The 24,590-nt window shown below is 35.8% G+C and carries 27 protein-coding genes, 1 pseudogene and 1 other annotated feature; of the genes and pseudogenes, 5 read left to right on the top strand and 23 right to left on the bottom strand.

The features are described 5' to 3' along the window. From GM661_RS06585 to GM661_RS06560, 6 genes and pseudogenes are all read right to left on the bottom strand, one after another. Positions 1–273 (bottom strand): GH36 C-terminal domain-containing protein, encoded by a 273-nt coding sequence (locus GM661_RS06585; RefSeq protein ID WP_230869299.1) that lies wholly within the window; start codon positions 271–273, stop codon positions 1–3. 29 nt (positions 274–302) lie between these two features. Beyond that, positions 303–635: pseudogene (locus tag GM661_RS06580) on the bottom strand (alpha-galactosidase); the annotation flags it as partial. A gap of 5 nt (positions 636–640) precedes the next feature. Then, positions 641–871 carry a glycoside hydrolase family 36 N-terminal domain-containing protein gene (locus GM661_RS06575; RefSeq protein WP_230869767.1) on the bottom strand — a complete coding sequence of 77 codons (231 nt, stop codon included), beginning with the start codon at positions 869–871 and terminating at the stop codon, positions 641–643. 55 nt (positions 872–926) lie between these two features. Continuing rightward, positions 927–1,931, bottom strand: coding sequence for a glycoside hydrolase family 130 protein (locus GM661_RS06570; RefSeq protein ID WP_407929648.1), 1,005 nt, complete (start codon positions 1,929–1,931; stop codon positions 927–929). A 43-nt stretch (positions 1,932–1,974) separates the two neighbouring features. Further along, entirely contained in the window at positions 1,975–2,553 is a 579-nt protein-coding gene (locus tag GM661_RS06565; RefSeq protein ID WP_230869297.1) for a hypothetical protein, read from the bottom strand. Continuing rightward, the gene (locus GM661_RS06560) at positions 2,511–3,164 is read right to left on the bottom strand and encodes an ABC transporter permease (RefSeq protein WP_230869296.1); all 654 of its coding nucleotides are present in this window, start codon (positions 3,162–3,164) and stop codon (positions 2,511–2,513) included. The genes GM661_RS06565 and GM661_RS06560 overlap by 43 nt, the downstream gene beginning before the upstream one ends. Positions 3,165–3,328: 164 nt before the next feature. On the opposite strand from GM661_RS06560, the gene GM661_RS06555 reads away from it, so the two are divergent. Then, positions 3,329–4,345, top strand: a complete 1,017-nt coding sequence (locus GM661_RS06555) for a LacI family DNA-binding transcriptional regulator (protein WP_230869295.1) — start codon at positions 3,329–3,331, stop codon at positions 4,343–4,345. Here the strand turns inward: GM661_RS06555 and GM661_RS06550 are convergent. The 16 genes from GM661_RS06550 to pulA form a co-directional block, all read right to left on the bottom strand. Continuing rightward, a complete protein-coding gene (locus GM661_RS06550) occupies positions 4,331–4,897 on the bottom strand; it encodes a glycerol-3-phosphate responsive antiterminator (RefSeq protein WP_125989432.1) in 567 nt (188 codons plus the stop codon). The two genes, GM661_RS06555 and GM661_RS06550, sit on opposite strands and share 15 nt — an antisense overlap. A gap of 15 nt (positions 4,898–4,912) precedes the next feature. After that, positions 4,913–5,236: a DUF1667 domain-containing protein gene (locus GM661_RS06545; protein ID WP_230869294.1), complete on the bottom strand. Its 324-nt coding sequence runs from the start codon at positions 5,234–5,236 to the stop codon at positions 4,913–4,915. A gap of 34 nt (positions 5,237–5,270) precedes the next feature. Then, positions 5,271–6,554 (bottom strand): NAD(P)/FAD-dependent oxidoreductase, encoded by a 1,284-nt coding sequence (locus GM661_RS06540; protein WP_230869293.1) that lies wholly within the window; start codon positions 6,552–6,554, stop codon positions 5,271–5,273. Further along, complete coding sequence (locus GM661_RS06535) at positions 6,541–8,049, bottom strand: NAD(P)/FAD-dependent oxidoreductase (RefSeq protein WP_230869292.1); 1,509 nt, start codon at positions 8,047–8,049, stop codon at positions 6,541–6,543. Before GM661_RS06535 ends, GM661_RS06540 begins: the two co-directional genes overlap by 14 nt. A gap of 219 nt (positions 8,050–8,268) precedes the next feature. Beyond that, entirely contained in the window at positions 8,269–9,762 is a 1,494-nt protein-coding gene (gene glpK / locus GM661_RS06530) for a glycerol kinase GlpK (RefSeq protein ID WP_230869291.1), read from the bottom strand. 49 nt (positions 9,763–9,811) lie between these two features. After that, positions 9,812–10,552, bottom strand: coding sequence for an MIP/aquaporin family protein (locus GM661_RS06525; RefSeq protein WP_230869290.1), 741 nt, complete (start codon positions 10,550–10,552; stop codon positions 9,812–9,814). 431 nt (positions 10,553–10,983) lie between these two features. Then, entirely contained in the window at positions 10,984–11,796 is an 813-nt protein-coding gene (larE, locus tag GM661_RS06520) for an ATP-dependent sacrificial sulfur transferase LarE (protein ID WP_230869289.1), read from the bottom strand. Between the two features lie 25 nt (positions 11,797–11,821). Further along, positions 11,822–12,112 (bottom strand): glutaredoxin family protein, encoded by a 291-nt coding sequence (locus tag GM661_RS06515; RefSeq protein ID WP_230869288.1) that lies wholly within the window; start codon positions 12,110–12,112, stop codon positions 11,822–11,824. Between the two features lie 69 nt (positions 12,113–12,181). Beyond that, a complete protein-coding gene (gene leuS, locus GM661_RS06510) occupies positions 12,182–14,674 on the bottom strand; it encodes a leucine--tRNA ligase (RefSeq protein ID WP_230869287.1) in 2,493 nt (830 codons plus the stop codon). 44 nt (positions 14,675–14,718) lie between these two features. Further along, positions 14,719–14,930 (bottom strand) — a binding site (T-box leader). Between the two features lie 34 nt (positions 14,931–14,964). Next, positions 14,965–15,318, bottom strand: a complete 354-nt coding sequence (gene rsfS, locus GM661_RS06505; protein WP_230869286.1) for a ribosome silencing factor — start codon at positions 15,316–15,318, stop codon at positions 14,965–14,967. A gap of 29 nt (positions 15,319–15,347) precedes the next feature. Next, complete coding sequence (locus GM661_RS06500) at positions 15,348–16,544, bottom strand: LCP family protein (protein ID WP_230869285.1); 1,197 nt, start codon at positions 16,542–16,544, stop codon at positions 15,348–15,350. Next, complete coding sequence (gene yqeK / locus GM661_RS06495) at positions 16,537–17,109, bottom strand: bis(5'-nucleosyl)-tetraphosphatase (symmetrical) YqeK (protein ID WP_230869284.1); 573 nt, start codon at positions 17,107–17,109, stop codon at positions 16,537–16,539. Before yqeK ends, GM661_RS06500 begins: the two co-directional genes overlap by 8 nt. 1 nt (position 17,110) lies before the next feature. Further along, on the bottom strand, positions 17,111–17,710 hold the full coding sequence (gene nadD / locus GM661_RS06490; RefSeq protein WP_230869283.1) for a nicotinate-nucleotide adenylyltransferase: 600 nt from the start codon (positions 17,708–17,710) through the stop codon (positions 17,111–17,113). Positions 17,711–17,787: 77 nt separating this feature from the next. Further along, the gene (locus tag GM661_RS06485; protein ID WP_125989410.1) at positions 17,788–17,976 is read right to left on the bottom strand and encodes a small, acid-soluble spore protein, alpha/beta type; all 189 of its coding nucleotides are present in this window, start codon (positions 17,974–17,976) and stop codon (positions 17,788–17,790) included. A 16-nt stretch (positions 17,977–17,992) separates the two neighbouring features. Beyond that, complete coding sequence (locus GM661_RS06480) at positions 17,993–18,463, bottom strand: hypothetical protein (protein ID WP_230869282.1); 471 nt, start codon at positions 18,461–18,463, stop codon at positions 17,993–17,995. Positions 18,464–18,558: 95 nt separating this feature from the next. Continuing rightward, positions 18,559–20,505 (bottom strand): type I pullulanase, encoded by a 1,947-nt coding sequence (pulA, locus tag GM661_RS06475; RefSeq protein WP_230869281.1) that lies wholly within the window; start codon positions 20,503–20,505, stop codon positions 18,559–18,561. Positions 20,506–20,677: 172 nt separating this feature from the next. On the opposite strand from pulA, the gene GM661_RS06470 reads away from it, so the two are divergent. Continuing rightward, complete coding sequence (locus GM661_RS06470; RefSeq protein ID WP_230869280.1) at positions 20,678–21,181, top strand: gamma carbonic anhydrase family protein; 504 nt, start codon at positions 20,678–20,680, stop codon at positions 21,179–21,181. A 22-nt stretch (positions 21,182–21,203) separates the two neighbouring features. Here the strand turns inward: GM661_RS06470 and GM661_RS06465 are convergent, their stop codons facing one another. Then, positions 21,204–22,097, bottom strand: a complete 894-nt coding sequence (locus GM661_RS06465; protein ID WP_230869279.1) for a sensor histidine kinase — start codon at positions 22,095–22,097, stop codon at positions 21,204–21,206. Positions 22,098–22,310: 213 nt separating this feature from the next. On the opposite strand from GM661_RS06465, the gene GM661_RS06460 reads away from it, so the two are divergent. The 3 genes from GM661_RS06460 (at position 22,311) to GM661_RS06450 (ending at position 24,564) form a co-directional block, all read left to right on the top strand. Then, a complete protein-coding gene (locus tag GM661_RS06460; RefSeq protein WP_330165245.1) occupies positions 22,311–22,736 on the top strand; it encodes a CBS domain-containing protein in 426 nt (141 codons plus the stop codon). Between the two features lie 292 nt (positions 22,737–23,028). After that, entirely contained in the window at positions 23,029–24,234 is a 1,206-nt protein-coding gene (locus tag GM661_RS06455; protein WP_230869278.1) for a LysM peptidoglycan-binding domain-containing protein, read from the top strand. A gap of 135 nt (positions 24,235–24,369) precedes the next feature. Beyond that, entirely contained in the window at positions 24,370–24,564 is a 195-nt protein-coding gene (locus GM661_RS06450; protein WP_230869277.1) for a hypothetical protein, read from the top strand. Positions 24,565–24,590 lie beyond the last annotated feature (26 nt).

Genomic DNA, 24,590 nt, shown 5'->3' with positions numbered 1-24,590 from the left:
TTATCTATTTACAAGCTCAAAATGCCAGAGTATAGATTGAAAGTCACCTTTAAAAATAGTTCCATCTTCTTGCACACCATTAAATCCATGTGGAAGATTTAAACCAGCATACATTAGCTCATCTCCACCATAGAGTTTTTTGCTATTCTTAAGCCTATAAATCCCATCTTCTTTAAGTCCTTTTAATTTTAGCCTCCTATAAGAGGGGTTAGGCTCAGCCAGGACTTTATAAAAAGCCGCAAGTGCTTCTTCTCTATTTTTAGAAACTACCATCCAGGCTGTATCATTATTCCCCTCAAATGGACATCAAGAATTAACTGACTTCTGGCCTGAGAACGGTTTCTCCCCTTAACATGAATACACCAGTCTGGATGTTTCTTATAAAGTTTACTCTCCGGAGAGACCATCTCTGGTTCAAACCAGAGTCCAAATCTAAGTCCCAGCCCATTTATTTTTTTAACAAGTGAATCCAGACCATTAGGTAATTTTGATCTATCTACAAACCAATCTCCCAGAGAACTAGTATCATCATTACGCTTACCAAACCAACCATCATCCAACACAAATAACTCCAGACCCAGTTTTTTACCTTCTTTAGCAATCTCAAATAATTTCTCTTCATCAAAATCAAAATAAATTACTAACTGTAGAGCCCTTCTAATTTAATTTGATAAGCTGGTTGCCGAAAATCAGTGTGACCATAGGCAGGATATTCTTGGGGAATATTATCTAAAGAAAAATTATTTGCCTTTTCTGATTTTAAATGTCCTTTACGTAATCCCGCAGGTAATAAAGACCTTAAATCAAGCTCAGTATTAATTTTTTTACCCCAGTAAAGATGCAACAAATGTCCAGTACTAACAATCTCCATCACATAACTTGTATCCTTAGCTTAAAGATGAAAGGTGTTTCTCTCCTGATTAAACTTAATTGACATTTAGAACCTCCTTAAGGCTATTTTCTTTAATAAAATCAATCAATTCATCTATCTTAGTATAAGCCAGGGCAACAACAGTATCTGCCCCACCATAATAAATTGCCATCCTGGCTGTAGCCGGGTCATAAAGACTGGCACACGGGAAAACAACATTTGGTACATCTCCTACACATTCATAATCCTTTTGAGGGGAAAGAAGATAAGGTTTGGTTCTATATTTTACCTTCCAAGGTTCTTCAAGATCCAAGATAGCAGCCCCCATACTATAGACATAACCATTACAAGAAGTCAGAACCCCATGATAGATTAATAGCCAACCTTCACTAGTCTCTACTGGCACCGGTCCAGCCCCAATCTTAGTACTCTGCCACCCATCTGTAGTACCCATTATATAACGGTGTTCTCCCCAGTGAATCAAGTCAGGACTCTGACTCAAAAAAATATCTCCAAAAGGGGTGTGACCATTATCACTCGGCCTACTCAACATCAGATATTTGCCATCTATTTTACGTGGGAAAAGCACCCCATTTCTATTAAAGGGTAAAAAGACATTTTCCAACTGATAAAATTCATTAAAATCTCTTGTATAGCCTAAACCAATTGTTGGCCCGTGATAATCATTACACCAGCTCACGTAATATCTATCACCGAGTTTCAATAAACGCGGGTCATATTTATAAGATGAATTAGCCATTTCTTCATCATCACAATTAAACTTAATAGGTTCTGCCTCAATCTCCCAGTTAATACCATCCTTGCTCTTACCAACATGAAGATTCATATTACGAGATTTATCATCAACCCTAAATACACCAGCAAATCCATTTTTAAAGGGAATAACTGCACTATTGAAAATACTGTTAGAGTTGGGAATGGCATTACGGTAGATAATAGGGTTCTTTTTTGAACGCCAGACTATCTCTTTACAATTATTCGGTTTATCTTCCCAGGGAATATTAGGTAAAGGATCCCCGATTATCTTGAACTTATCTATCATTGTTAAACACTCTCCTTATTCTTATTTAATAATTTCTAAATTAAGCCATATAATGTAATGCCTTCCACCGACCATAATAATCTATCGAAGACCAGCTGGCCCCCGGCCAGTTATCATTTAACTGCCAGTAAAGTGTTCCCATACCCCAGGGCATACCCCTTCTCCAATGCTCAACTGCATACTTTACTCCCAGACCCTGTAAGATCTGACTAAGCCAGAGCTGGTTATCAAAAGAAGTCGGCAGTCTAAACCAGTCCAGCATGTACTGGATGATGGTTGTATTACCAATACCACTCCTCTGGTGTTCTTCCATAATATAACTAGAAATATTCCTGTCTTTAGCCAGGGTATAATTATACACTGTTTTTGGTTCAGGGAATGACTGAAATCCAAATTCACTATTAAAACGATGCTCACAATTTCTATACCATTCAAAGGGTTTCTTGCCATGCCAGATATCCCAGACATGGGCATCTCCACAACAGGAATTATAAAAATTATTTCTATCCCCTATAGGACTATGAGGACTACCCGGCCAGTAATCAGTCCCTGGGTCATGTTTAGCTACAATACCTGCTAATAACTCATCAAATAACTTCTTATAATCAGACCAGGGCATTTGTATTTTTTCTGAATCCCATTTGTCTCCTTTTGCATGACAAGACCGAGTGAAACCCCCTTAGTTGGACTGTTGCCAGCCAGCATAGTCCCATTAAATTGCTGGATATAAGCCATAAATACATATGAAAACATATTAGAAGCAATATCTTCCCTTAGAATTTTGGAGACTTTCAGGGAAGAAATCCTGGATAGATTAACATATTCCTGATTTCTAAGTGACAGGGTCTGTGACCTGACAGCCCTTGCCAGCCAGGGCCAGGCTGTTGCTGCAACAATAACAGACATTACCAGTGTGCCCCTTACCTCCAAAAATGCAGAGATTACAATTAATAAGGCCAGTTGCGGAATAACAATAAAAATATTAGTAAACATCATCAAAAACTCATCAAATAGTCGCCCACCGTAATAACCAGCGAGAAAACCTATGATACAACCTATCAAGGTAGCCATTGTACCAGCTACAAAACCAACCATTAGTGTTGAACGGAGCCCATAAACAGTCCGGGTAAACACATCTTTCCCCATAATATTTGTTCCAAAGAAATGCTCTCCTGAAGGGGGAAGATAAGCCTCACCTGCATATTCCTCATAGTCATAAGATGATATCATTGGACCAAAGATAGCTTTCTATAATTTAAGAAAATATTTTCTTTATTATATCATTGTTTTTTCTTTTTTTCAAATAATTTAAACGATACTATTTTTTATTTAATAAAGAAATATGGTATAATATATGAAATAGAAGACCAATTTTATTACAAAGGATGGATAACATGGGGGTAACAATTAAAGATATTGCAGAAAAAGCAGCTGTATCAATTTCTACTGTATCCAAGTCACTCAATAATAAACCCGGAGTAAGCCAGGCAACCAGACAAAGAATTATCAATATAGCCAAAGAACTTGATTATTTCTCTTTTCACAGTCAGGCCCATCTAAAAAGTCATAACATTGCCTTTATTATGACCAGAAGACACATTCCGATCTTTAATAACCCTTTTTATACCAGAGTTATCGCTGGTGTAGAAATTGAAGTTGAAAATTATGATTATAACCTACTTTTTTCTACCATTAAATTAGCTGACCTGAATAAAAAAGAGATCCCTCCAATTATCAGTCAAAATAAAGTTGACGGCCTTATACTGGCCGGGGCTGACATTAATTATGAGTTGATTAGGGCTATAGAAAAATTGAAATTCCCAACAGTACTGGTAGACAATTATCTGAAATCTCCCTTACTGGATTGTATCGTCTCTGATAATTATAATGGTACTATGGAGGCAGTAAGATATCTGATTAAAAAAGGACATAAAAAACTTGGCTATGCCGGTGGACCACTGACACATCCAAGTTTTCAGGAAAGATTTAAGGCTTATAAGATGGAATTAATGGATAATAATATACCTATTAATAATGATATAATTAAAATACATAAGAATTTCAATCAAAAAATGGGGGTTAAACTGGCTAAAGAATTTCTAAAAGCAGAACTCCCCTCTGCTATCTTTGCCGCCAATGATGCAATTGCCCTGGGGTTATTACAAACCTTCAAAAAATATGGACATAAGATACCAGAGGAAATATCTCTTGTTGGTTTTGATAATATCGAAGTGACTGCCTATACCTCCCCCAGTATAACTACTGTCAATATCAATAAAGAAGGTATGGGACAGGAGGCAGCCAAAAAATTATTTGACAGAATAGATAATCCAGAGAAAAAGGCGACTAAATCTGTAATACCTACTGAATTAATTGAAAGAGAGTCAGTTAAGGGTTTACCAATCCCATAACCCGGGGTTGCTTGTTGAAACAGCAAAAACCCCTTTTTGTATCAGCTGTTCTACCTCCTCTCTTTTAGTAATTAAACCACCAGCAATTATTGGACAGCTTAATTTATGTTTAATATGATCAATAAAATAAGGGGCAGCTATACCTGGTAGTATTTCTACAGCATCAGGCTGATTTTTACCTAGCAGATTCTCCCCGGCCTTTAAAGCAGCAGAGTCGAGGAGGAAAAGTCGCTGTATAGCCATTAGTCCTTCCTTTTTAGCAGCCCTAATAAGATTACTTTTAGTAGACACAATACCATCACACAGATTATTTTTAGCTAAATATTTCACCCCAACTTTGTCTCTCCCTATGCCCTCTACCAGGTCAATATGAAGAAAGACCAATTTATCATTATTACGGGCCTGTTTCATTATATCAGGTAGACTAAAAATATTACCATCAAGTAGAAAGATAGCAATAACAGAGCTCTTTAATATCATTTTAAGACTTAGATCCTTCCTTAAACCAGCAATTACTGGGTTGCGTTTAAAAAATTTTTTTAAATGATACATTTAAAAATTCCTCCCCTATCCTCTTTGAGAACTGATAGTTCTTGTTGCTATCAAATCAACCCCAGTATCTAATAAATTCTCTTTAACTACCTGACCTAAGTATACCGGTGCCTCAACTTCTATTTTAGCAATCTCTCGCATAGCATCCAGCAGCAACTCCTTTGCTATTGGTTTTTCTGTTTTAACAGATACTAGTGGTAAAACCCCATTTATAACCCTGACTGTAGTAGGAAGTATCCTAACTGGATTTTCAAACTCATCCCTGGCATATTTTTCTCCTATAGGACATGAATAACCAGAAATATTTTTAATATGATTATTTTCTGTCTCTACAGTCATTCGGCACCCTTTAGGACAATTAATACATACTATATTAGTTCTGGACATGGAGATCACACTCCTTTTTCACAGCAACATTGATTTCCCTGATATAATTTTTTATGAATTTTTCTGGTAATACTATTTTTATCATTTCGCCTGGGGTAACGATATCTTGCTGATAAGAGTTTATTTTTACACCATCTCCATTCTCCAAAATTATGTTAACATTCTCTGCTGGCTTACTGACTCTCATAAATAGTTTTATAAATTTACGGTTTTTCTCCAAATATTCAATTTGATGGGGTATAACATAACTAATATTTTCAGCAGCATTAATTCTTATGCTATTTTCCCGTTTACTAATATTATTATTAATATATAGAGCTGCTGATTTCCCGGCAATCTCACTTTCTACTGTTACATAATCCACTAAATCATGAACCTGCAAAACATTACCACAGGCAAATATACCAGCAATATTGGTCATTCTAATCTCATTTACTACCGGACCACCTGTCACCTTATTTAATTTAATCCCTGTTTTTCTAGATAGTTCATTCTCAGGAATTAGACCTACTGAGAAAAGGATTGTATCACATACTATCTCCTCTTCTGTTCCAGGAATTACTTTCAGGTTTTCGTCAACTTTTGCTGTCACAACACTCTCCACTCTTTTTTTACCATTAATTCTGATAATAGTATGATTAAGCCTTAAAGGAATATCAAAATCATCTAGACACTGCACCTTATTTCTAATTAAGCCTGAGGAATAAGGCATTATTTCCAGGACAGCCTTTACTTCTGCACCTTCTAATTTCATTCTCCGGGCCATTATTAATCCAATATCACCTGAGCCTAAAACTACTACTTTTCTTCCTGGTAAATAACCCTCAATATTAATATATCTTTGAGCAGTTCCTGCAGATAAAATACCAGCAGGTCTATCCCCCGGTATACATATTGCTTCTCTGGTTCTTTCACGACAGCCCATTGCTAAAATAACTGCCTTGGCTTCTATATTTATAATACCATCCTGTCTGTTGAGCGCAGTGACACATTTATCAGGTGTTATATTTATAACCATTGTTTCTGTTTTATAGTCAATATTACTATTTTTTAACCTGCCGATAAAACGAGCTGCATACTCTGGGCCAGTCAGTTCTTCTTTAAAGTATTCCAGACCGAATCCATTATGAATACACTGCTGCAGAATCCCTCCCAGGTACTTATCTCTTTCAAGAACCAGTATCTTTTTAACATTATTTTTTTCTGCTGCTAATGCTGCCGCTAATCCAGCAGGTCCCCCTCCTACTACTACCAAATCATACTGTTTCATCAACTTCACCTGCCTTTAGTAATATATCTTTAGTTTTTCCTTCTAATATTTCTGAGCCTCTGCCCTTTTTAGTAACTTCAAGTGGTGAAATCTCTAATTCATCTGCTATTATATCTAAAACCCGGGGACCACAAAATCCACCCTGACATCTCCCTGTTCCTGCCCTGGTCCTCCTTTTCACTGCATCAAGAGTCCTGGCTGGAATAGGTCGATGAATGGCATTAACAATCTCACCTTTGGTAACCTGTTCACAGCGACAGATAATTTCTCCATAATCAGGGGTGCTATCAACTATCTGCTGCCAGCTATCATAATTGTAGTCATTAAAAACATACCTTTCCGGTAACTTTTCTTTAAAATCCTCCTTTAATAGCATTTCAAAACCAGTATCATTTTCCTGACTAATATCTCTAATCATATCAACTACCATTTCTGCAATAGCAGGAGCAGAACTTAAACCAGGTGATTGGATTCCTGCTACATTAATTAATCCTTTGATTTGACTGGAGGATCCAATAATAAAGTCTCCACTCTCCTCACAGGCCCTTAAACCTGAGAAAGAGGTAATTATATCCCTCTTACTGAGGCCTGGTATTAACCTTTTTGCCCCCGCAAACACCTTATTTAATCCAACAGATGTTGTAGTCAGGTCTTCCTTGTCATCTACCTCATCTGAATTAGGCCCTATCATCAAATTACCATGTACAGTTGGTGTTACTAGTATACCTTTGGATGATTTAGCCGGTGTTGGAAATAAGACATGGTTTACAATATTCCCCCAGCTTTTGTCATACAAATGATATTCACCCTTCCTCGGCTTAATCTTCATATTATTATGACCTGCCATTTTGGCTATATCATCTGTCCAAAGACCAGCTGCATTAATAAGCAGTGAACAATAAATTATACCCTTACTGGTTTTAACCCCCTTAATCTGGTCATTATCTATAATTATATCCGTTACTTCTGTCTCCAGCATTACTTTAACACCATTTAAAACTGCATTATCTGCTAAGGCTATAGTAAATTCATAACTTGAAACTATACCTGCTGTAGGGGCATAAAGGGCATATTGGGCATCAGGATTCAAATGGGGTTCCATTTCAAATAAACGGTCACCACTGACTATTTCCAAACCCCTGACCCCCATCTTTTCCCCATTTTCTTTCTCAAATTTCAATATTTTGAGGTCATCAGAATTAAAAGCAATTACTAAGGACCCAATCCTTTTAAAAGGGACCTGTAAATCACTACATAGCTTATCAAACATTGGATTAGCCCTACTATTTAATTTCCCCTTTAAACTACTGGCAGCTGCATTATAACCAGCATGAATAATACCTGAATTTGCTTTGCTGGTTCCAACTGCTACATCACTTTCTTTTTCTACTAAGCTAATATCTAAGTTGTAACGGGATAATTCCCTGGCTATAGCTGAACCAGTAACCCCTCCACCTATGATTAAAATATCTGTTTTTTTCTCTATAGATTTCATAACAATTAACCCCCCTTTTTTACAAAGAAATAAATAAGAGAGCCTATTTTTATTGACATGGTTAGTTAGAGAAGGGACAACACCTTCCCCCATATCAATAAAAATGGCTCTCTCTTATTCTCTACCATCTTTATTTTATGCATTTTTGAATTTTTTTAATTTAATTAAATTATATCAAAGCTAGAATCAAGTTACAAGGTGTTTTTTGCTTATACTACACTAAATACTCCAGTTCAATGCTGCCTTAACAGCCTTCTGCCAGCCCTGATACAAACTTTTTCTTTTTTTATCATCTATATGGGGTTTAAACTTTTTATCTATCTCCCGCAAGTGCATAATTTCTTGTCTGTCTGTCCAATAACCAACAGCCAAACCAGCTAAAAACGATGCTCCAGTAGATGTAGTCTCTGTATTTATAGGTCTTTCAACACAGGTAGCTGTTATGTCGGCTAAAAACTGCATTAAGAAGTCATTGGCTGATGCACCTCCATCAACCTTAATATCTTTCAAAGAAACACTGGAATCACCTAGCATTGCATCAATTACATCTTTACTCTGATAGGCCAGTGATTCTAAGGTAGCCCTTATAAGATGGTTTTTATTGCTACCGCGCGATAACCCTACTATAATTCCCCTGGCATCAGGTTCCCAGTAAGGGGCACCCATTCCGGTAAAGGCAGGGACCACATAAACCCCAGCTGTATCCAGAACTTTTTCAGCAAAATATTGAGAATCAGTAGAATCATCTATTATCTTCATTTCATCTCTTAACCACTGGACTGCAGCCCCGGCTATAAAAATACTGCCTTCCAGGGCATACTCAATTTTCCCATTTATACCCCAGGCAATTGTAGTTAATAAACCTTTTTCTGATTTAACAGCTCTTTCTCCAGTATTCATTAACATAAAGCCTCCGGTTCCATAGGTGATTTTTGTCATTCCTTCCTGATAACAGCACTGGCCAAAAGAAGCTGCCTGCTGGTCACCGGCAATCCCCGCTATGGGAACCTCTGCTCCAAAGAAAACATCTGCTGACGTTAATCCATATACTTCACTATTTGCTTTTACCTCAGGTAAAATGGATTCTGGAATATCCAGTATGGCCAATAATTCAGAATCCCAGCCAAGGTCATGGATATTATAAATTAAAGTACGGGAAGCATTAGTATAATCAGTAACATGAATTCTACCAGCTGTCAACCGCCAGATAAGCCAGCTGTCAATTGTTCCAAAAAGCAATTCACCCTTTGCCGCTCTTTCTTTAACTCCACTTACATTATCAAAAATCCATTTAATCTTTGTTCCTGAAAAATAGGGATCAAGCAAAAGACCAGTCTTCTGCTTAAATTTGTCTTCTAAGCCCTGTTCTTTTAGCCTCTGACAGATATTAGTACTTCGTCTGCACTGCCAGACAATAGCATTATAAACAGGTTTACCAGTATTTTTATCCCAGATAAGCGTTGTTTCCCTCTGATTTGTAATACCTATAGCTGCAATATCACCTGGTTTAACCTCTGCCCTTTTAATTGACTCCTGAATAACATCTATGACAGAACGCCAGATATCTTCTGGATTATGTTCAACCCATCCTGCCCTGGGATAAATTTGCTTAAATTCCTCTTGGGATTTACTTACCTCCCTCCCCTTTTTATCATAAATAATAGCTCTTGAACTGGTAGTTCCCTGGTCAATCGATAAAATATACTTTTCCATTAATAACCCTCCTAGGTTTTATCAAATTAAGTAGCTATATTATCTACTTTTAATATGTTAAATTCCAAATCCGCAAGAAAAACTGATATACAAAGGCTCCCATAATTCCACCTACAATAGGCCCAAAGACGGGAACTACTAATCCATAAGCCCAATCTGAGTCTCTTTTTTCAGGTATTGGAAGAAGGGCATGAGCAATCCTAGGGCCTAAATCTCTAGCTGGATTAATGGCATAACCTGTAGGCCCACCCAGGCTTAAGCCAATTGACCATACTAAAAAGCCTATTAATAGAGAACCCAAAGCCCCTATCTGGTTATGACCATTTGTAATTCCCAACACACCAATTAATAACATTGCTGTTCCAAGAAGCTCTGTAACAAAATTCCAGGTGAAATTTCTGACTTCAGAGCCAGTTGAAAATACAGCCAATTTAAGATCAGGGTCATCAGTTACAGCAAAATGATCCTTATATGCAGCATAAACTAATAATGCTCCAACAAGACCACCCAATATTTGCGCAATTACAAAACCAGGGACTAATACCCAGGGAAACTTACCGATTATTGCTTGACCTATTGTAACTGCAGGATTAATATGTGCTCCACTAACCCATCCAGTTACATATACTGCCATTGCCACTGCCAAACCCCACCCTGTTGTTATAACAATCCAGCCACTATCTTCACCCTTTGTTTTCTTTAGCAAAACATTAGCAACTACCCCATCACCCAACAATACTAAAATCATTGTTCCAAAAAATTCAGCACAATACTTAGCAATGTTTAACATTCGTTATCCTCCCTAATAATTTTTAAATAATTAAACACTTACATAAACCACATTTTACATAACTTAAATCTCTTACACTTTAATCACCACCTAGTATAAATTTATAAATAAAAAAACCTTATTGAGAGTCAATTAAGTTACAAGACATTAAAAAAGCCATGTCCCTCACCATTTAACACTCAATAAGGTTTTCTCTTGTTCTCCACCTTATTTATCTATTTATTTTTTAACTATCAATAATAAGAATATATCACAAAAATTAAAAAATGTCAAATTATTGCTAATTTATTTATTTTTTAAAATAAATAATCGGCTTAGATACGTAATGCCTGTAGTACCCTTTTACCCGTTCAATTATGCAAAAAGCTGAAAGAAACTTAATTTGTATTTAGTATATTTATATGCCCTCTTTTCTAAAGATATTACAAATCTTACAACAACTCATTCATACTACCTGTTCGATACCCCTCAATATCAAGCGTAATATAATTATAACCTATTTTTTTTAGACTGCCAACAATCTCTTCTCTGTTAGCCATTAATTTATCCATATCTTCAGACAGCACCTCTATCCGGGCAGTATACTGGTCATGCTGCCTTAAACGCAATTGTGAAAAACCATATTTCTTTAAAAATGCCTCTCCTTTATCCACCATTTCTAATTTTTCACTGGTAATAGCTTCACCATAAGGGAAACGCGAACCCAGACAGGCAAAAGCAGCTTTATCCCAGGTAGGCAGGCCAAGCTCTTTAGATAATTCCCTGATTTCTTTTTTGGCAAGACCTGCTTCCAGCAGAGGGCTCCTGACCCCTAATTCCTTGATAGCTCTTAATCCAGGACGATAATCATATAAACTATCATCAGCATTTGAACCATCTGCCATAACACTATAGCCATTATCCCGGGCAATCTCTCTAAGATCTGAAAAGAGTATTTTTTTACAGTAATAACACCGCTCTTTATCATTTCTACTAAATCTCTCATCACTAAGTTCCATACTTTCAATGATTTTATGGTCTGCCCCTATCTCTTTAGCAAGTCTTTTAGCCTCTTCCAGTGAACTTAAGGGGTGTGTTTCAGAAGATGAGGTAACGGCAAGTACATTATCTCTCCCTAAGACATCAATAGCTACCTTAAGCAATAAGGTACTATCAACACCACCAGAAAAACCAATCACCAGACGTTCTATTGATAATAAAATATTTCTTAATTTATTGTATTTTTCCTCCAATTCTGGCTGCATTTTTTTCTCCCCTCTGTGGTCTTTTTTAATCTATTTTGAGTCTCTTCTTTATTTCTTTTTCATTATCCTCAAAGCCAATAAATTTTTTACCAGCAATAATAATAGTCGGCACCAGAACCTTACCATACTTTGCAGCTAGTTCTTCTCTTATTCCCTTATCTTCTATATATTTGATCTGTATAGAAATCTCATGAGCAACAAAAAATTTCTTTGCTGCCTGGCAATCCTCACATATCCTTGAGGAATACATCAATGGTTTACGACTAAATTTTTCTTTTATCCTACTTAAAAAACTAATAATACCCCACCTCACCATTGATAAATACCCTCCTTATCAAAAGGAGGGCTTATCTTTTTGTCGATCAAAATACAGTGATTTATTAAGCTACTTAACAACAATATTTACTAACTTTTTAGGAATTACTATGAATTTAACTATCTCTTTATCAGTTGTATAGTCCTGAACCTTTTGAGATTTTAGAACTGTTTCTTTAAGACTTTCTTCATCTATTTCAGCCTCTACCTTCAGTTTATCCCTCACTTTTCCATTAATCTGGACAACAATTGTTATTTCATCTTTCTTCAGGGCTTCCTCTTCATATTCCGGCCAGGCCTGTTGAGAGATAAAACCATCATGTCCCAGTTCATGCCACAATTCTTCAGTCATATGAGGGGCAAAAGGGGCAAGTAATAACAATAGTTTATCTATTGTTTCACTTAATAATGAATAATTAATAACTTCAACCTCATTTAAGTAGTGATAACAGGCATTGGTTAATTCCATAATAGCACTGATAGCAGTATTTAAGTTTAATCTCACACCAATATCCTCGGTCACCCTCTTAATAGCCAGATGAAGCTCACGGTATAATTCCTTCTCATTCCCTGTAAATAATTCTTTATCTAATTTAGCACTATTATTTTTCAAGCCTTCAATATGGTCACTAAATAGACGCCATACCCTATTTAAAAATCTCTCTGAACCTTCTACACCTTTGTCACTCCATTCCAGATCCTTTTCTGGTGGTGAAGCAAAGAGAATAAAAAGCCGGGCAGTATCTGCACCATATTTACCGAGTATATCTTTAGGGGCAACTACATTTCCTTTTGATTTGGACATTTTAGCCCCATCTTTTAAAACCATACCCTGGGCTAACCAGTTAGTAAATGGTTCAACAACATCAGTTAAACCCAGGTCAGAAATAACCTTGGTAAAGAATCTAGCGTAAAGGAGATGGAGTATAGCATGTTCTACCCCACCAATATACTGGTCAACAGGGAACCATTTCTCTGCCTGTCCTTTAGTAAAAGGAAGTTTATCATTATGTGGATCAGTATAGCGCAGAAAGTACCATGATGAATCCACAAAGGTATCCATGGTATCTATCTCCCTTCTGGCCTTTCCACCACATTCTGGACACTCGGTATTAACAAATTCATCACATTTATTAAGGGGAGATTCTCCTCCAGGGCTGAACTCTACATCACGCGGTAATTTAACTGGCAGTTCCTCTTCAGGAACAGGAACTACCCCACATTTATCACAATAGACAATAGGTATTGGTGTACCCCAGTAACGCTGCCTGGAAATCAACCAATCGCGCAGACGATAATTTACCTCTATCTTACCCATGCCCTCTTTTTCCATGTAACTGGCCATTGCACTAAAGGCCTCTTCTACTGTCAAACCATTAAACTTACCGGAATTAATTAAACATCCATCACCAGTATAGGCCTCACCTGCTAATTCTTCTACAGTAAGTTTCTCTTTTCTATCTACTGGTTGGATTACTACTTTAACAGGTAGATCATATTTAAGAGCAAAATCAAGGTCACGCTGGTCATGGGCAGGTACAGCCATAATAGCACCAGTACCATAACCCATCAAAACATAATTAGCTAACATGATAGGAATCTCCTCACCAGTCATCGGGTTAAGAGCATAAGCACCAGTAAACATACCCATCTTGGCTGATTCAGGTGATGTCCTTTCCATCTCTTTTTGTTTCTTAACCTTATGAACAAATTCTTTAACCTCGTCCTCTCTATCAGTACCTGCTACCAACTGGTCTACCAGTGGGTGTTCAGGGGCCAGCACCATATAGCTTGCCCCATAGATAGTATCTGGTCTGGTAGTAAAAACATCAAGTGTTTCCTCCAGACCTTTGATTGGAAAATTAATCTTCATACCCTCACTTCTACCAATCCAGTTTCTCTGCATTACTTTAACTTTTTCCGGCCAGTTCTCCAGCAATTCGTGGTCTTCAAGCAGTCTTTCAGCATAATCAGTAATCTTAAAAAACCACTGTTCCAATTCCTTCTGCTCAACCTCTGTATCACAACGCTCACATTGATTATTAATAACCTGTTCATTAGCTAAGACTGTTTCACAATCCGGACACCAATTTACCGATGATTTTTTCTTATAGGCCAGACCTTTCTTAAACATCTGAACAAAAAACCACTGGGTCCATTTATAGTAATCTTCTTTAGCTGTAGTAACCTCTCTATCCCAGTCATAACTCAAACCCATAGCCTTCATTTGTTTTCTCATATTATCAATATTATCCCATGTCCAGTCCTGGGGATGAATATTTCCATGTTTAATAGCAGCATTTTCGGCAGGCAAGCCAAAGGCATCCCAGCCCATTGGATGCAAGACATTATAACCATTCATCACCTTAAAACGCGCAATAACATCCCCGATAGAATAAACCCTCACATGTCCCATGTGAAGATTGCCGGAGGGATAGGGGAACATCTCCAGTACATAATAGTTCTCTTTATCTGTTTCATCAGCAGGCGTAAAAATACCTTCCTTTTCCCATGTGTTCTGCCATTTTCTTTCGATTTCTTTAAAATCATAATATCCCTTCACTAAACTCAACCTCCCAAGATATAAATAGAAAAACCCGCCCTCACTACAGGGACGGGAATAACCCGCGGTACCACCCTTATTGACAAAGATAATCCACCACTTATTTGTTGATAACGCTAACAGCGCAACTGGCTATATTTAATTCACCAGTTAAACTCCAGAATGAGTTCGATATCATATACCACTGGTTTGCAGCTAACACCAGCTCTCTTTAGGTATATATAATATATCTACTACTTTCTTTCATCGTCTTCATATTAAATAAATTATATTAATAATCCAAAAGATTGTCAAGATTTCCTTAATATCTTTTCGGCATCAGCCCAGAGACGTTCAAGCTCATAATATTTCCTTTCTTCCTCGTGAAAAACATGAATAATCAGGTCAGCATAGTCCATCAAAACCCAGCGTCCCTCCTGCATTCCAGCCGTCTTTTTAGGATTAATGCCCTTTTCCGAAAATTCCTCATCAATTCCCCGAGCAATAGCCTTTACCTGGGTAACAGATTTACCACTACAGATTAAAAAATAATCTGCTATTACTGTTAACTCCCTGACATCCAGTATCTGAATATCATTTGCTTTTTTATCCTCTGCTGCTTTAGCAGCCTGTATAGCCATCCCTTTAATTCCATCATCTATCATCTAATATATCAACCCCTTAAAATTTTAATTTAACCTGTAATTTCATCTTCAGATGCTTTATTATAATCATTACCAATAATAATCGAAATATCCTCTTTATTTGCTGCTGCTTTTTCACCCTCCTCTGTGGATTTCTCATAGATAACTTTACCACCCAGTACCTTTTGAATATTTAAGGCAGTAACTTCATTTGTCCTATCATAGTATTTTATTCTAGTCTCTTGATAATTATAGTGATCTGCATTAGCTATTCTATCTATCACAAACCCATATTTACCCAACTGATCAGACACCTGGCCAGCCAGACCGACCTGACCATTTCCATTATATATCCCCAGACAAATACGGCTGTTTCTGATAAATTCCTTACTCCTGATCAAATTATTTACCACAACGTCTAATTCCTTCTCATCTGCCAGCCAATAACTAGCCCCATTTATATATTTAGGTTGACCTGGTAACATTACCGTTTTAAAATCATTCATATCCATATCCTTAAGCAGATGGATAAAAGGACTAATATCCTGTAATGGAATATTAGTATTAACCGTTTTCTTAACTTCCGTATATATACCAGGGAGTTTCATAACTATATCGGGGCGCAGAACCTTTTTAAACATAGCTTTGATAAACTTCTGCTGTCTGGCCACCCGACCTATATCGCCCTCAATCGATTCCCTATAGCGCACATACTGCAGAGCCTCATCACCATTCAAAACCTGTTGACCGGCAGGCAAGTCTATATATAAATCACCAGCCTTATCAACATAATGAAATGGCTGTGAGACATTAATCTCTACTCCACCAAGGGCATCAACCATTTTAGCAAAACCATTAAAATTTGTCTCAAGATAATAATCAATTGGTACATCCAGAAACAATTCCAGTGTTTTATCTGTTAATTCTATACCTCCAAAGGCATGAGAGGCATTAACCCTATTCATACCATGTCCGGGAATATCAACACGGGTATCACGGGGTATAGATAATAGACCAACATCTTTAGTCTTTAAGTCAATACTGGCGAGAATAATTGTATCTGCTCTTGGTGAACCATTAACCAGGGAATCATAGCCCACAACCAGTATATTTAGTTTAGAACTTTCAAAAGGACTATTTTGTAAGGCCCAGAAATCAGTATTTAGAAAGACTGCAATACTAAACCCAAGTATTAATAATAATATAAATCCACTAAACAACAAAAATCTACGTTTAAAACTACTCATCATAAATCCTCCTTAGGTAGGCATTTCTTAAGGCTAATGTATTAGGATGTATCACTCTATTATGATCAAGATGATACCTTAAAATATGGTTTGTAATGGCCAGAATACCATAATCCAGTCCCTGATCTACTTCTTTTCTTATCTTATCTATACCTGAAAAATCCCTGGAGGGCTCAATAAAGTCTGCAATATATATAATTACAGCCAGTTTACCCATATCAGGACTCCCAATTGTATGATATCTGATGGCCTCAAGTATCTGGCTATCATCTATTCCCAGTTCTTTTTCTACCAGATAAGCAGCAACAGGGGCATGAAGTAACTGATATATGGACATTTCTTCTTGATCAATATACCATGATGAAATTCTAGCCAGCCGCTTTAGCTCTTCCTCACTATAACCCTTGGCATAGTCATGAAGTAAACCTGCAAGATAGGCTTTATCAACAGCCAGGCCTTCTTTCCAGGCGAGTTTTTCGGCAGTAACAGCTACAGCCAGTGAATGTTTAAATCTAGCGGCTGGCAAACATTCTTTTATTACTTCAATAGTTTTTTCTCTATTCACTTTAATCCTCCAGATATAGCTTCTTATTTTCAATATAATTCTTTACTGCTTCAGTAACCTGATATCTGATAGAATCTCCGTTTTTAACAGCCTGTCTTATAAAAGTAGATGAGATATCTATAAAAAAGCTATTCATGATAAATATCCTATCAAAATAAGGAGAATAATCATTTTCTCTCAAGATATTATCAATAGAATAACCTGGCCTCTGAGCAACAATAAAGAAGGCATTAGCCAAAAGATAATCAGGTTCCTTCCAGTTAAAAATATCTAAGAGGGAATCTGCTCCAATAATAAAATAGACCCTGTCTACCCCTTGTTTATTTTTAAAGTAACGCAGGGTATCAGCTGTATAGGATTGACCCTCTTTATCAAGCTCATATCGGGAATAGTTAAATAAGGGATTATCCCTGATTGCTAATTTTAACATTTCTAAGCGGTGATGTGAGGGAAGGATTTGACTATTATTCTTATGTGGAGGAACACCTGCAGGCATAAAAATTATCTTATCAAGGTCAAATCTATTTAAAACCTGTTCAGCAATTAAGAGATGACCTAAATGGACCGGATCAAAGGTTCCCCCTAAAATAGCTAACTCCATATAGCTACCCCCAAAACACCTTTAATATCTTAAAAAACATAAATCCATCTATATTATAATTGAATTAGGCTTGATATTCAAGTTTCATCACTATTCAATTGTTTTATTTTACTGGTAATACAGCCTCCTAACTTACCTGCCTCTTCAGCAGTTAATCCTGCCCAGCCGACTTTTTTTATTTTATCTACCAGACCTAATTCTTCTGCAACCTCTAATTTTAATTTTAGTAATGTAAAATCATCGGTTTTCCTTTCTTTGCTACTCAATCTTATACCCCCAGAGTCAATTGCTTTTTTTATAATTATCTGCTTCTTGTTTTTCTTTAATCATTCTATAAAGATCAACTGTCTCTTCTGCCCTTAGCCCCCTGGCCCGGTTATTCATTAAAATCATCATAATTTCCTTAATCTCATCAGTAGACTCCTTTATTTCACCAATAATATCATTATAATACCTATCCATATCATCTGATTTTTTATCTATCTCCAACCTTATTTTTTCAATCTCCGTCTTCTTCTCATCAAGCCTATTTACTAATTCTTTATAAAGACTATCATCAAGTTTATCAACAGTTTCTTTCATATCAATAAGAGAATCATTTTGCCTATCCCAGTCTATCAAATGATTCTTAAGCCGTTCATTAATACTCCATAATAACCAGCCATAATAACCAAAAATTACTACTATTAAGCCCATGAAGAGAGTATTTGAGTTCCCCATGAGTAATTTCATCATATATTCAAATAGGAACACTCTGCCCCCCTCCTTCCAATAGGAAAAACATACACTATTGTATTCACACGGTAATAATTATGTGCCTGGAAGGTGAGGAACAAATATTATCGTAATTAGTTCTGATACAAAACTATTATACTAATAGGTTTAACAACTACCCTTTCAAATGTCGACTCCAGGACATTTGTTCCAGCCTTTTTGTCATTAACAACTACCAGCCATTCTCCCTCCTCAGGTAGAGAAAACTCCTGTCTTACCCGGTTGGGATTATAAAGTACAACTATATTTCTCCACTGATCATTATTAGCATGATTCTTTAGCCAGAAACCCACTGTATTATGAGGGGTATCCAAAAAACAGAGACTGTTTCTGATCTGGACTGCATTCTCCATCTTAAAGGCAGGATGTTCTTTTCTTAAGGTAACCAAACCTTGATAGTATTTAAACACATCGTAATAAATGGCCTTTCTCTCCCATTTAAGCTGATTAACCCTATCACCAGCCTGATAACTATTATGATTGCCAAATTTAGTCCGCAGTAATTCCTCACCACCCTGAATAAAGGGAATACCCTGTGAAGTAAGTATTATAGCCTGGGCTAACTTATCCATTTTAATTCGGTCATCTTCACTATCATGGAAATTTGATTTATTCAGTTTATCCCATAAAGTTAAATTATCATGTGATGAGACATAATTAACACTTTCACTGGGCTGATCAGTAAAACCCTGTATATAGTCATTATAAAATATACTACCTGTCACACCACATTTAATATTATGTGCCTGGTCTTCTCTCCCGGAAACAAATCCCGTTCCTATACCGTCATTATCACCTTTGATAGCATTCCTAAAATCATCATTAAAAACTGCAATTTTCATTCCCCTCTGTGTACCCTTATGTACCTGCTGTGAATGATCCAGTGAAGATAAACCACCCATCCACGGTTCACCATAAATTAAAATCGAACTATCTATACCATGCAAGGTCTTTTCAATCTCAGAGATAGTTTTTTTGTCATGTAAGGCCATCAAATCAAAACGAAAACCATCTATATGGTATTCTTTTGCCCAGTATTTTACAGAATCAACAATAAATTTACGTACCATAGGTTTTTCAGAGGCAATTTCGTTCCCTGTCCCTGAACCATTAGAATAATTTCCATAAAGGTCAAAACGATAATAATATCCAGGAACCAGTAGATTAAAAGGAGAATCTTCAGTAGCATATGTATGATTATATACTACATCCATGATTACCCCTAAGCCATTGTTATGTAGTTCCTGTACCAGTCTCTTAAACTCTTTTATACGGGTATCATCTGCCGGATCAGTTGTATAAGAACCCTCTGGAACATTGTAGTAATAGGGATCATATCCCCAATTATAATCCATCTTTTGTTTATCATCTACACTAGCAAAATCAAAAACTGGTAACAAATGTACATGACTAATGCCAAGTTCTTTTAAATGGCCAATCCCTGTTTTAAATCCATCCGGAGTTGTAGTATTTTTTTCTGTAAAGGCCAGGTAGGTTCCCTTATTTATCATTCCTGAATTGGGAGAGGAAGAAAAATCTCTAACATGAACCTCATATATAATGGCATCCTGTGGCTGTTTTAATCCTACCCTCCTATCATTTTCCCAGTTCTCTGGATTTGTTCTGTTCAAATCAACAATTAAACCCTTTTTACTATTGGTACTAACCGCCCTGGTATAGGGGTCTATAACTTCATTGATTTTTCCTTTTACTTTAACCCGGTATAAAAAATAATAACCATGCATATCTCCTGGGATTTCCGCTACCCAAGTTCCACAGGTATCTCTATTAAAATCTCTAGTAATTTCCGGTTGCTCATCATTTTCATTTGAATAGACTAACAACTTTATCCATTTAGCTGTTGGAGCCCATACCTTGAAATGTGTTTTTTCTTTAGAATAGTTAATACCAAGGTCCTCTCCCAGATAATATGGGTTGCATTCCACACCCTCATCTTCTGCTAACTCTTCATCCATTTTCCATCTTAATATATAAATGTAGTTTTTACTAAATTTATTCATATAATCAGTCTCCAGAATTCCTTTACCTTTATTTTATCTCCTATAATAAAATTAATACCAGATTTGACTATTAAGTTTTCATCATTATAAAGGAGTTATCTTAGGTTTCTAGAATAAATATAATAGGATTTAAGTAATTATAATCTCAATTATAAATTATGGGGGGATATATATGTTACAGGTCTTTAATGGAAAGATCCCTGAAATAGGAAATGAGGTCTTTATAGCAGCAGGCTGTCAGGTCATCGGTGATGTAAAAATATTGAAGGGATCCAGTGTCTGGTACAACGCAGTGATCAGGGGAGATTTTAATCAGATTAAAATAGGGGCTTTAACAAATATTCAGGACAATGCCGTACTCCATGTGGATAAAAATAAACCCCTTCTTATAGGTAATAACATAACTATTGGACATGGGGCTAAGCTACACAGTTGTAAGATTGAAGATAGTTGTTTAATTGGTATGGGCGCTATCGTACTTAATGGGGCTGTAATTGGAGAAAAATCAATTATTAGTGCCGGAGCAATAATAACAGAAAATCAAAAAATCCCTCCCAGAAGTTTAGTAGTCGGTATCCCAGGAAAGATAATTCGGAAACTAGAAGAACAAGAAATTATAGATATAAGAAAATCAGCTGATGATTATCATAAACTAGCCCTAGAGTACCTGCCATAAAGCAGGTGCTTTTTTGTAGCAGTTAGCTGATAATATCGGAAAATTCTACATCAACCTTATCTATTAGATTCTCAATCTGATAATCCCCACTCCTATTAGCATGATTTTTTTCTAAATCAATAGGTAATTTAATCAAAAAATCACTCCCAGAACCTGGAATACTATCCACTTCAATAGTCCCCTCATGCAGCTCCACTAATGATTTTACAATTGACAATCCAATACCACTACCCTCATTTATACGGCTAAATGTTTCATCTGCCTGTCTAAATTCTTGAAATATTAGAGCCTGCTTGTCCTTCTCTATACCAATACCAGTATCCCTTACTGAAATTATAAGAAAATTATCGTTCTCAGAGATAGTGATAATTATCTGGTCCCCTTTTTTAGTGAATTTTAAGGCATTGGATAAGAGGTTTAAAATTATCCTCTCTATAATTGAAGGATCACATACAATAACCCTGTTACCCAGCTGGCTTTTAATTCTAAATGACCTACCTCTCCTGTTTATTTGGTCATAAACCTCCTCACCAAGCTTATGCATAAGTTTAATAATATCACATTCTTTTAAGTCGAGTTTAAAATCATCTGCCTCTATTCTGGTAAGATCTATTAAATTAGAAAGGAGTTTTAATAAACGAAAACTATTTTTTTTAATACTTTTAAGATAAGGAGTTAAACCCTCATTATAAGCATGTGAATTTTTTTCAAGAAATAACTCTATCATTTTTATAGAAGAAAAAATTAGATTTAAAGGGGTTTTAAATTCATGTGAAAGATTAGCAAAGAATTTGGTCTTTAATCTATTAAAAATTATTTCTTCCCTAATATTATTAACATCTTTCCCCTTTTCTCTGACAATTCCCTGTTCGTCAATCCCTGTCTTTTCCAAATAACTCAAATACCTTAACATCATATCAATCCCTCATTTTTATATTTTGCTAAACAAATGTTCGCATACCTTTCCAATATCATTATAACAAATAAAGAAAATTTTAGCAAGAAACAAATTAATTCTATATCTAACATTTTTTTCTAGGATAATATAAAAATATCTAATTTATATCATCTTATTATGAATTAAAATATTTTTTTTACATATCATAAGAAAAAAAGGAGATGATCAATAATGCAATTAAGAGATATTATGACCAATAATGTACAAACTGTCAATCCAAATTCTAGTGTTAAAGATGCAGCAACAATTATGAAAAATCTAAATGTCGGCTCTGTTCCAGTTTGTGAAGGGAAAAGAGCAGTAGGGATTATAACAGATAGGGACATAGCTATTAGGAATGTTGCCAATAATGGTGACAGTAATACCCCTGTTACCCAGGTCATGTCTAAAAATATGATCTATGGACAACCTGATATGTCTGACCAGGAAGCAGCTACATTAATGGCTGAAAAACAAATCCGCCGCCTGCCGGTCGTAGAAAATGATAATTTAGTTGGGATTGTATCATTAGGAGATTTAGCAGTAAACTCCAGGTCTGACATGGAAGCCGGAGAGGCCTTATCAACTATTTCTAAACCAAGTAAACCTGCAAAATGAAGTTTTAAAACATTAAATTCCGGGATAGATTATTTATAGTCTATCCCGGAATTTAATGTTACACCGATAATAAAGTTAGCAATAATATGACTATCCTAGCTTAATACAACCGTAATAATTTTCAGTCTACCACTTATGCATAATTTAAAACCATATAATTTTTTAAAGAAAACAAATGTAAGTAACGTCTAATGATTACTGTCATTAAATGCAATGGTATTATTTTCTTGTAGGAAAAACAGGATTGATGTAGTAATTTAAACAATAATAAAGAATTAAAGGAGGTGAAAAAATGCGTAAAACTATAGGAATTAGTATTATACTATTTTTTATTATATTTACAACAGTAACTTCCACTTATACTCAGGCATTAAGTGTACATCGTGTAAAATCAGGTGAAGATTTATATCAAATAGCCCATTACTATGGAATAACAGAAAATGAAATAGCATCATTAAACAAACTGAAAAATCCAGATACCATTTTTAATGGACAAGTTTTAATTATTCCAAATATTTATCAGGCAGGTACTTACCGTGTAAAATCAGGTGATACTTTATTTAAAATTTCACAGAAAATTCATATACCAGTTAATATCTTATCACGGACTAATCATATAAATAATGAGATACTATATCCCCATCAATTACTATATATACCTGTCAGATATAGATATCCACTTTATTACCAGGTGAAAGCTGGAGATACAATTTATAAACTTGCCAGAGAATATGGTATTGAAACAACAGAGATAACTGTATTTAATCAAATTAATAGTACAGAACTACACCCTGGGCAAACCCTTAAAATTCCAGTGATTATTCCTGGTGATTCCCCTGGATATAATGGGCCCTATTATACAAGGGATTTTCCAGATACATTCTACCGCTACGGTAATACCAATCAATATAAAATAGCAATAACCTTTGATGATGGGCCAGATGGAACCTACACTCCCTGGATTCTAGATATACTAAAAAAATATAATGTTCCAGCAACTTTCTTTTTAATGGGCAAAAGAATAAACAACTATCCTGGGGTAGTGAAAAGAATAATAGCTGAGGGGCATATTGTCGCCAGTCACTCCTGGTCACATGTTGATTTAACTAAATTATCACCAGCAGAATTATCTCTTGAAATTGATAAAACAGAAAAAACCTTAGAGGGCATTACTGGTTTAAAAACAAAGTTAGTACGCCCCCCATATGGTGCAGTATCATCCACCCTACTGGAACGTATGAAGGGAATTGATTATAAGGTAATTAACTGGACAGTTGATTCAAGGGATTGGTTAGATAGAGATGTTGATCAAATCCTTATTAACACACTTCCAAACATAGATAAAGATACTATAATACTATTCCATTCAGCAGGTGGAGAAAACCATGACCTAAGTGCCACAGCAGAAGTATTACCAGAATTCATTCAGACACTACAAATGCTGGGCTACCAGTTTGTAAATCTAGATGAATTACTAGGAATAAACGTCTATGAATAATTCCTTACTATCAGACAAAACTAAATTCTCTGCATCAAAAAACAGGGTGGTTTTGGACAAACCACCCTGTTTTTACCCTAAGAATATTTTTTTCCACAATGGACAAGATATTAAAAAACAGAGGTGAAAATTCAAATGACAGTACAGGTGTATCTAAATAAAATTGATTTTCCTAAAATAGCAGAACTACAAAACACCGATAATCTTCCAGGGATTGGAGAGAAAATATCTCTGAATATTGATAACAATCAAGAAAGAAATGAGTTTGAAGTAACAGATGTGAAAAAAGATGCAAGTAAAATATATATCTATGTCAATCCAGTACATTAAAGAGTCTGTTCGAAAAGTATCAGTAT

The organism is Iocasia fonsfrigidae (genome assembly GCF_017751145.1).
Taxonomy (GTDB): Bacteria; Bacillota; Halanaerobiia; order Halanaerobiales; family DTU029; genus Iocasia; species Iocasia fonsfrigidae.
This window is presented reverse-complemented; position numbering and strand designations above follow the sequence as displayed.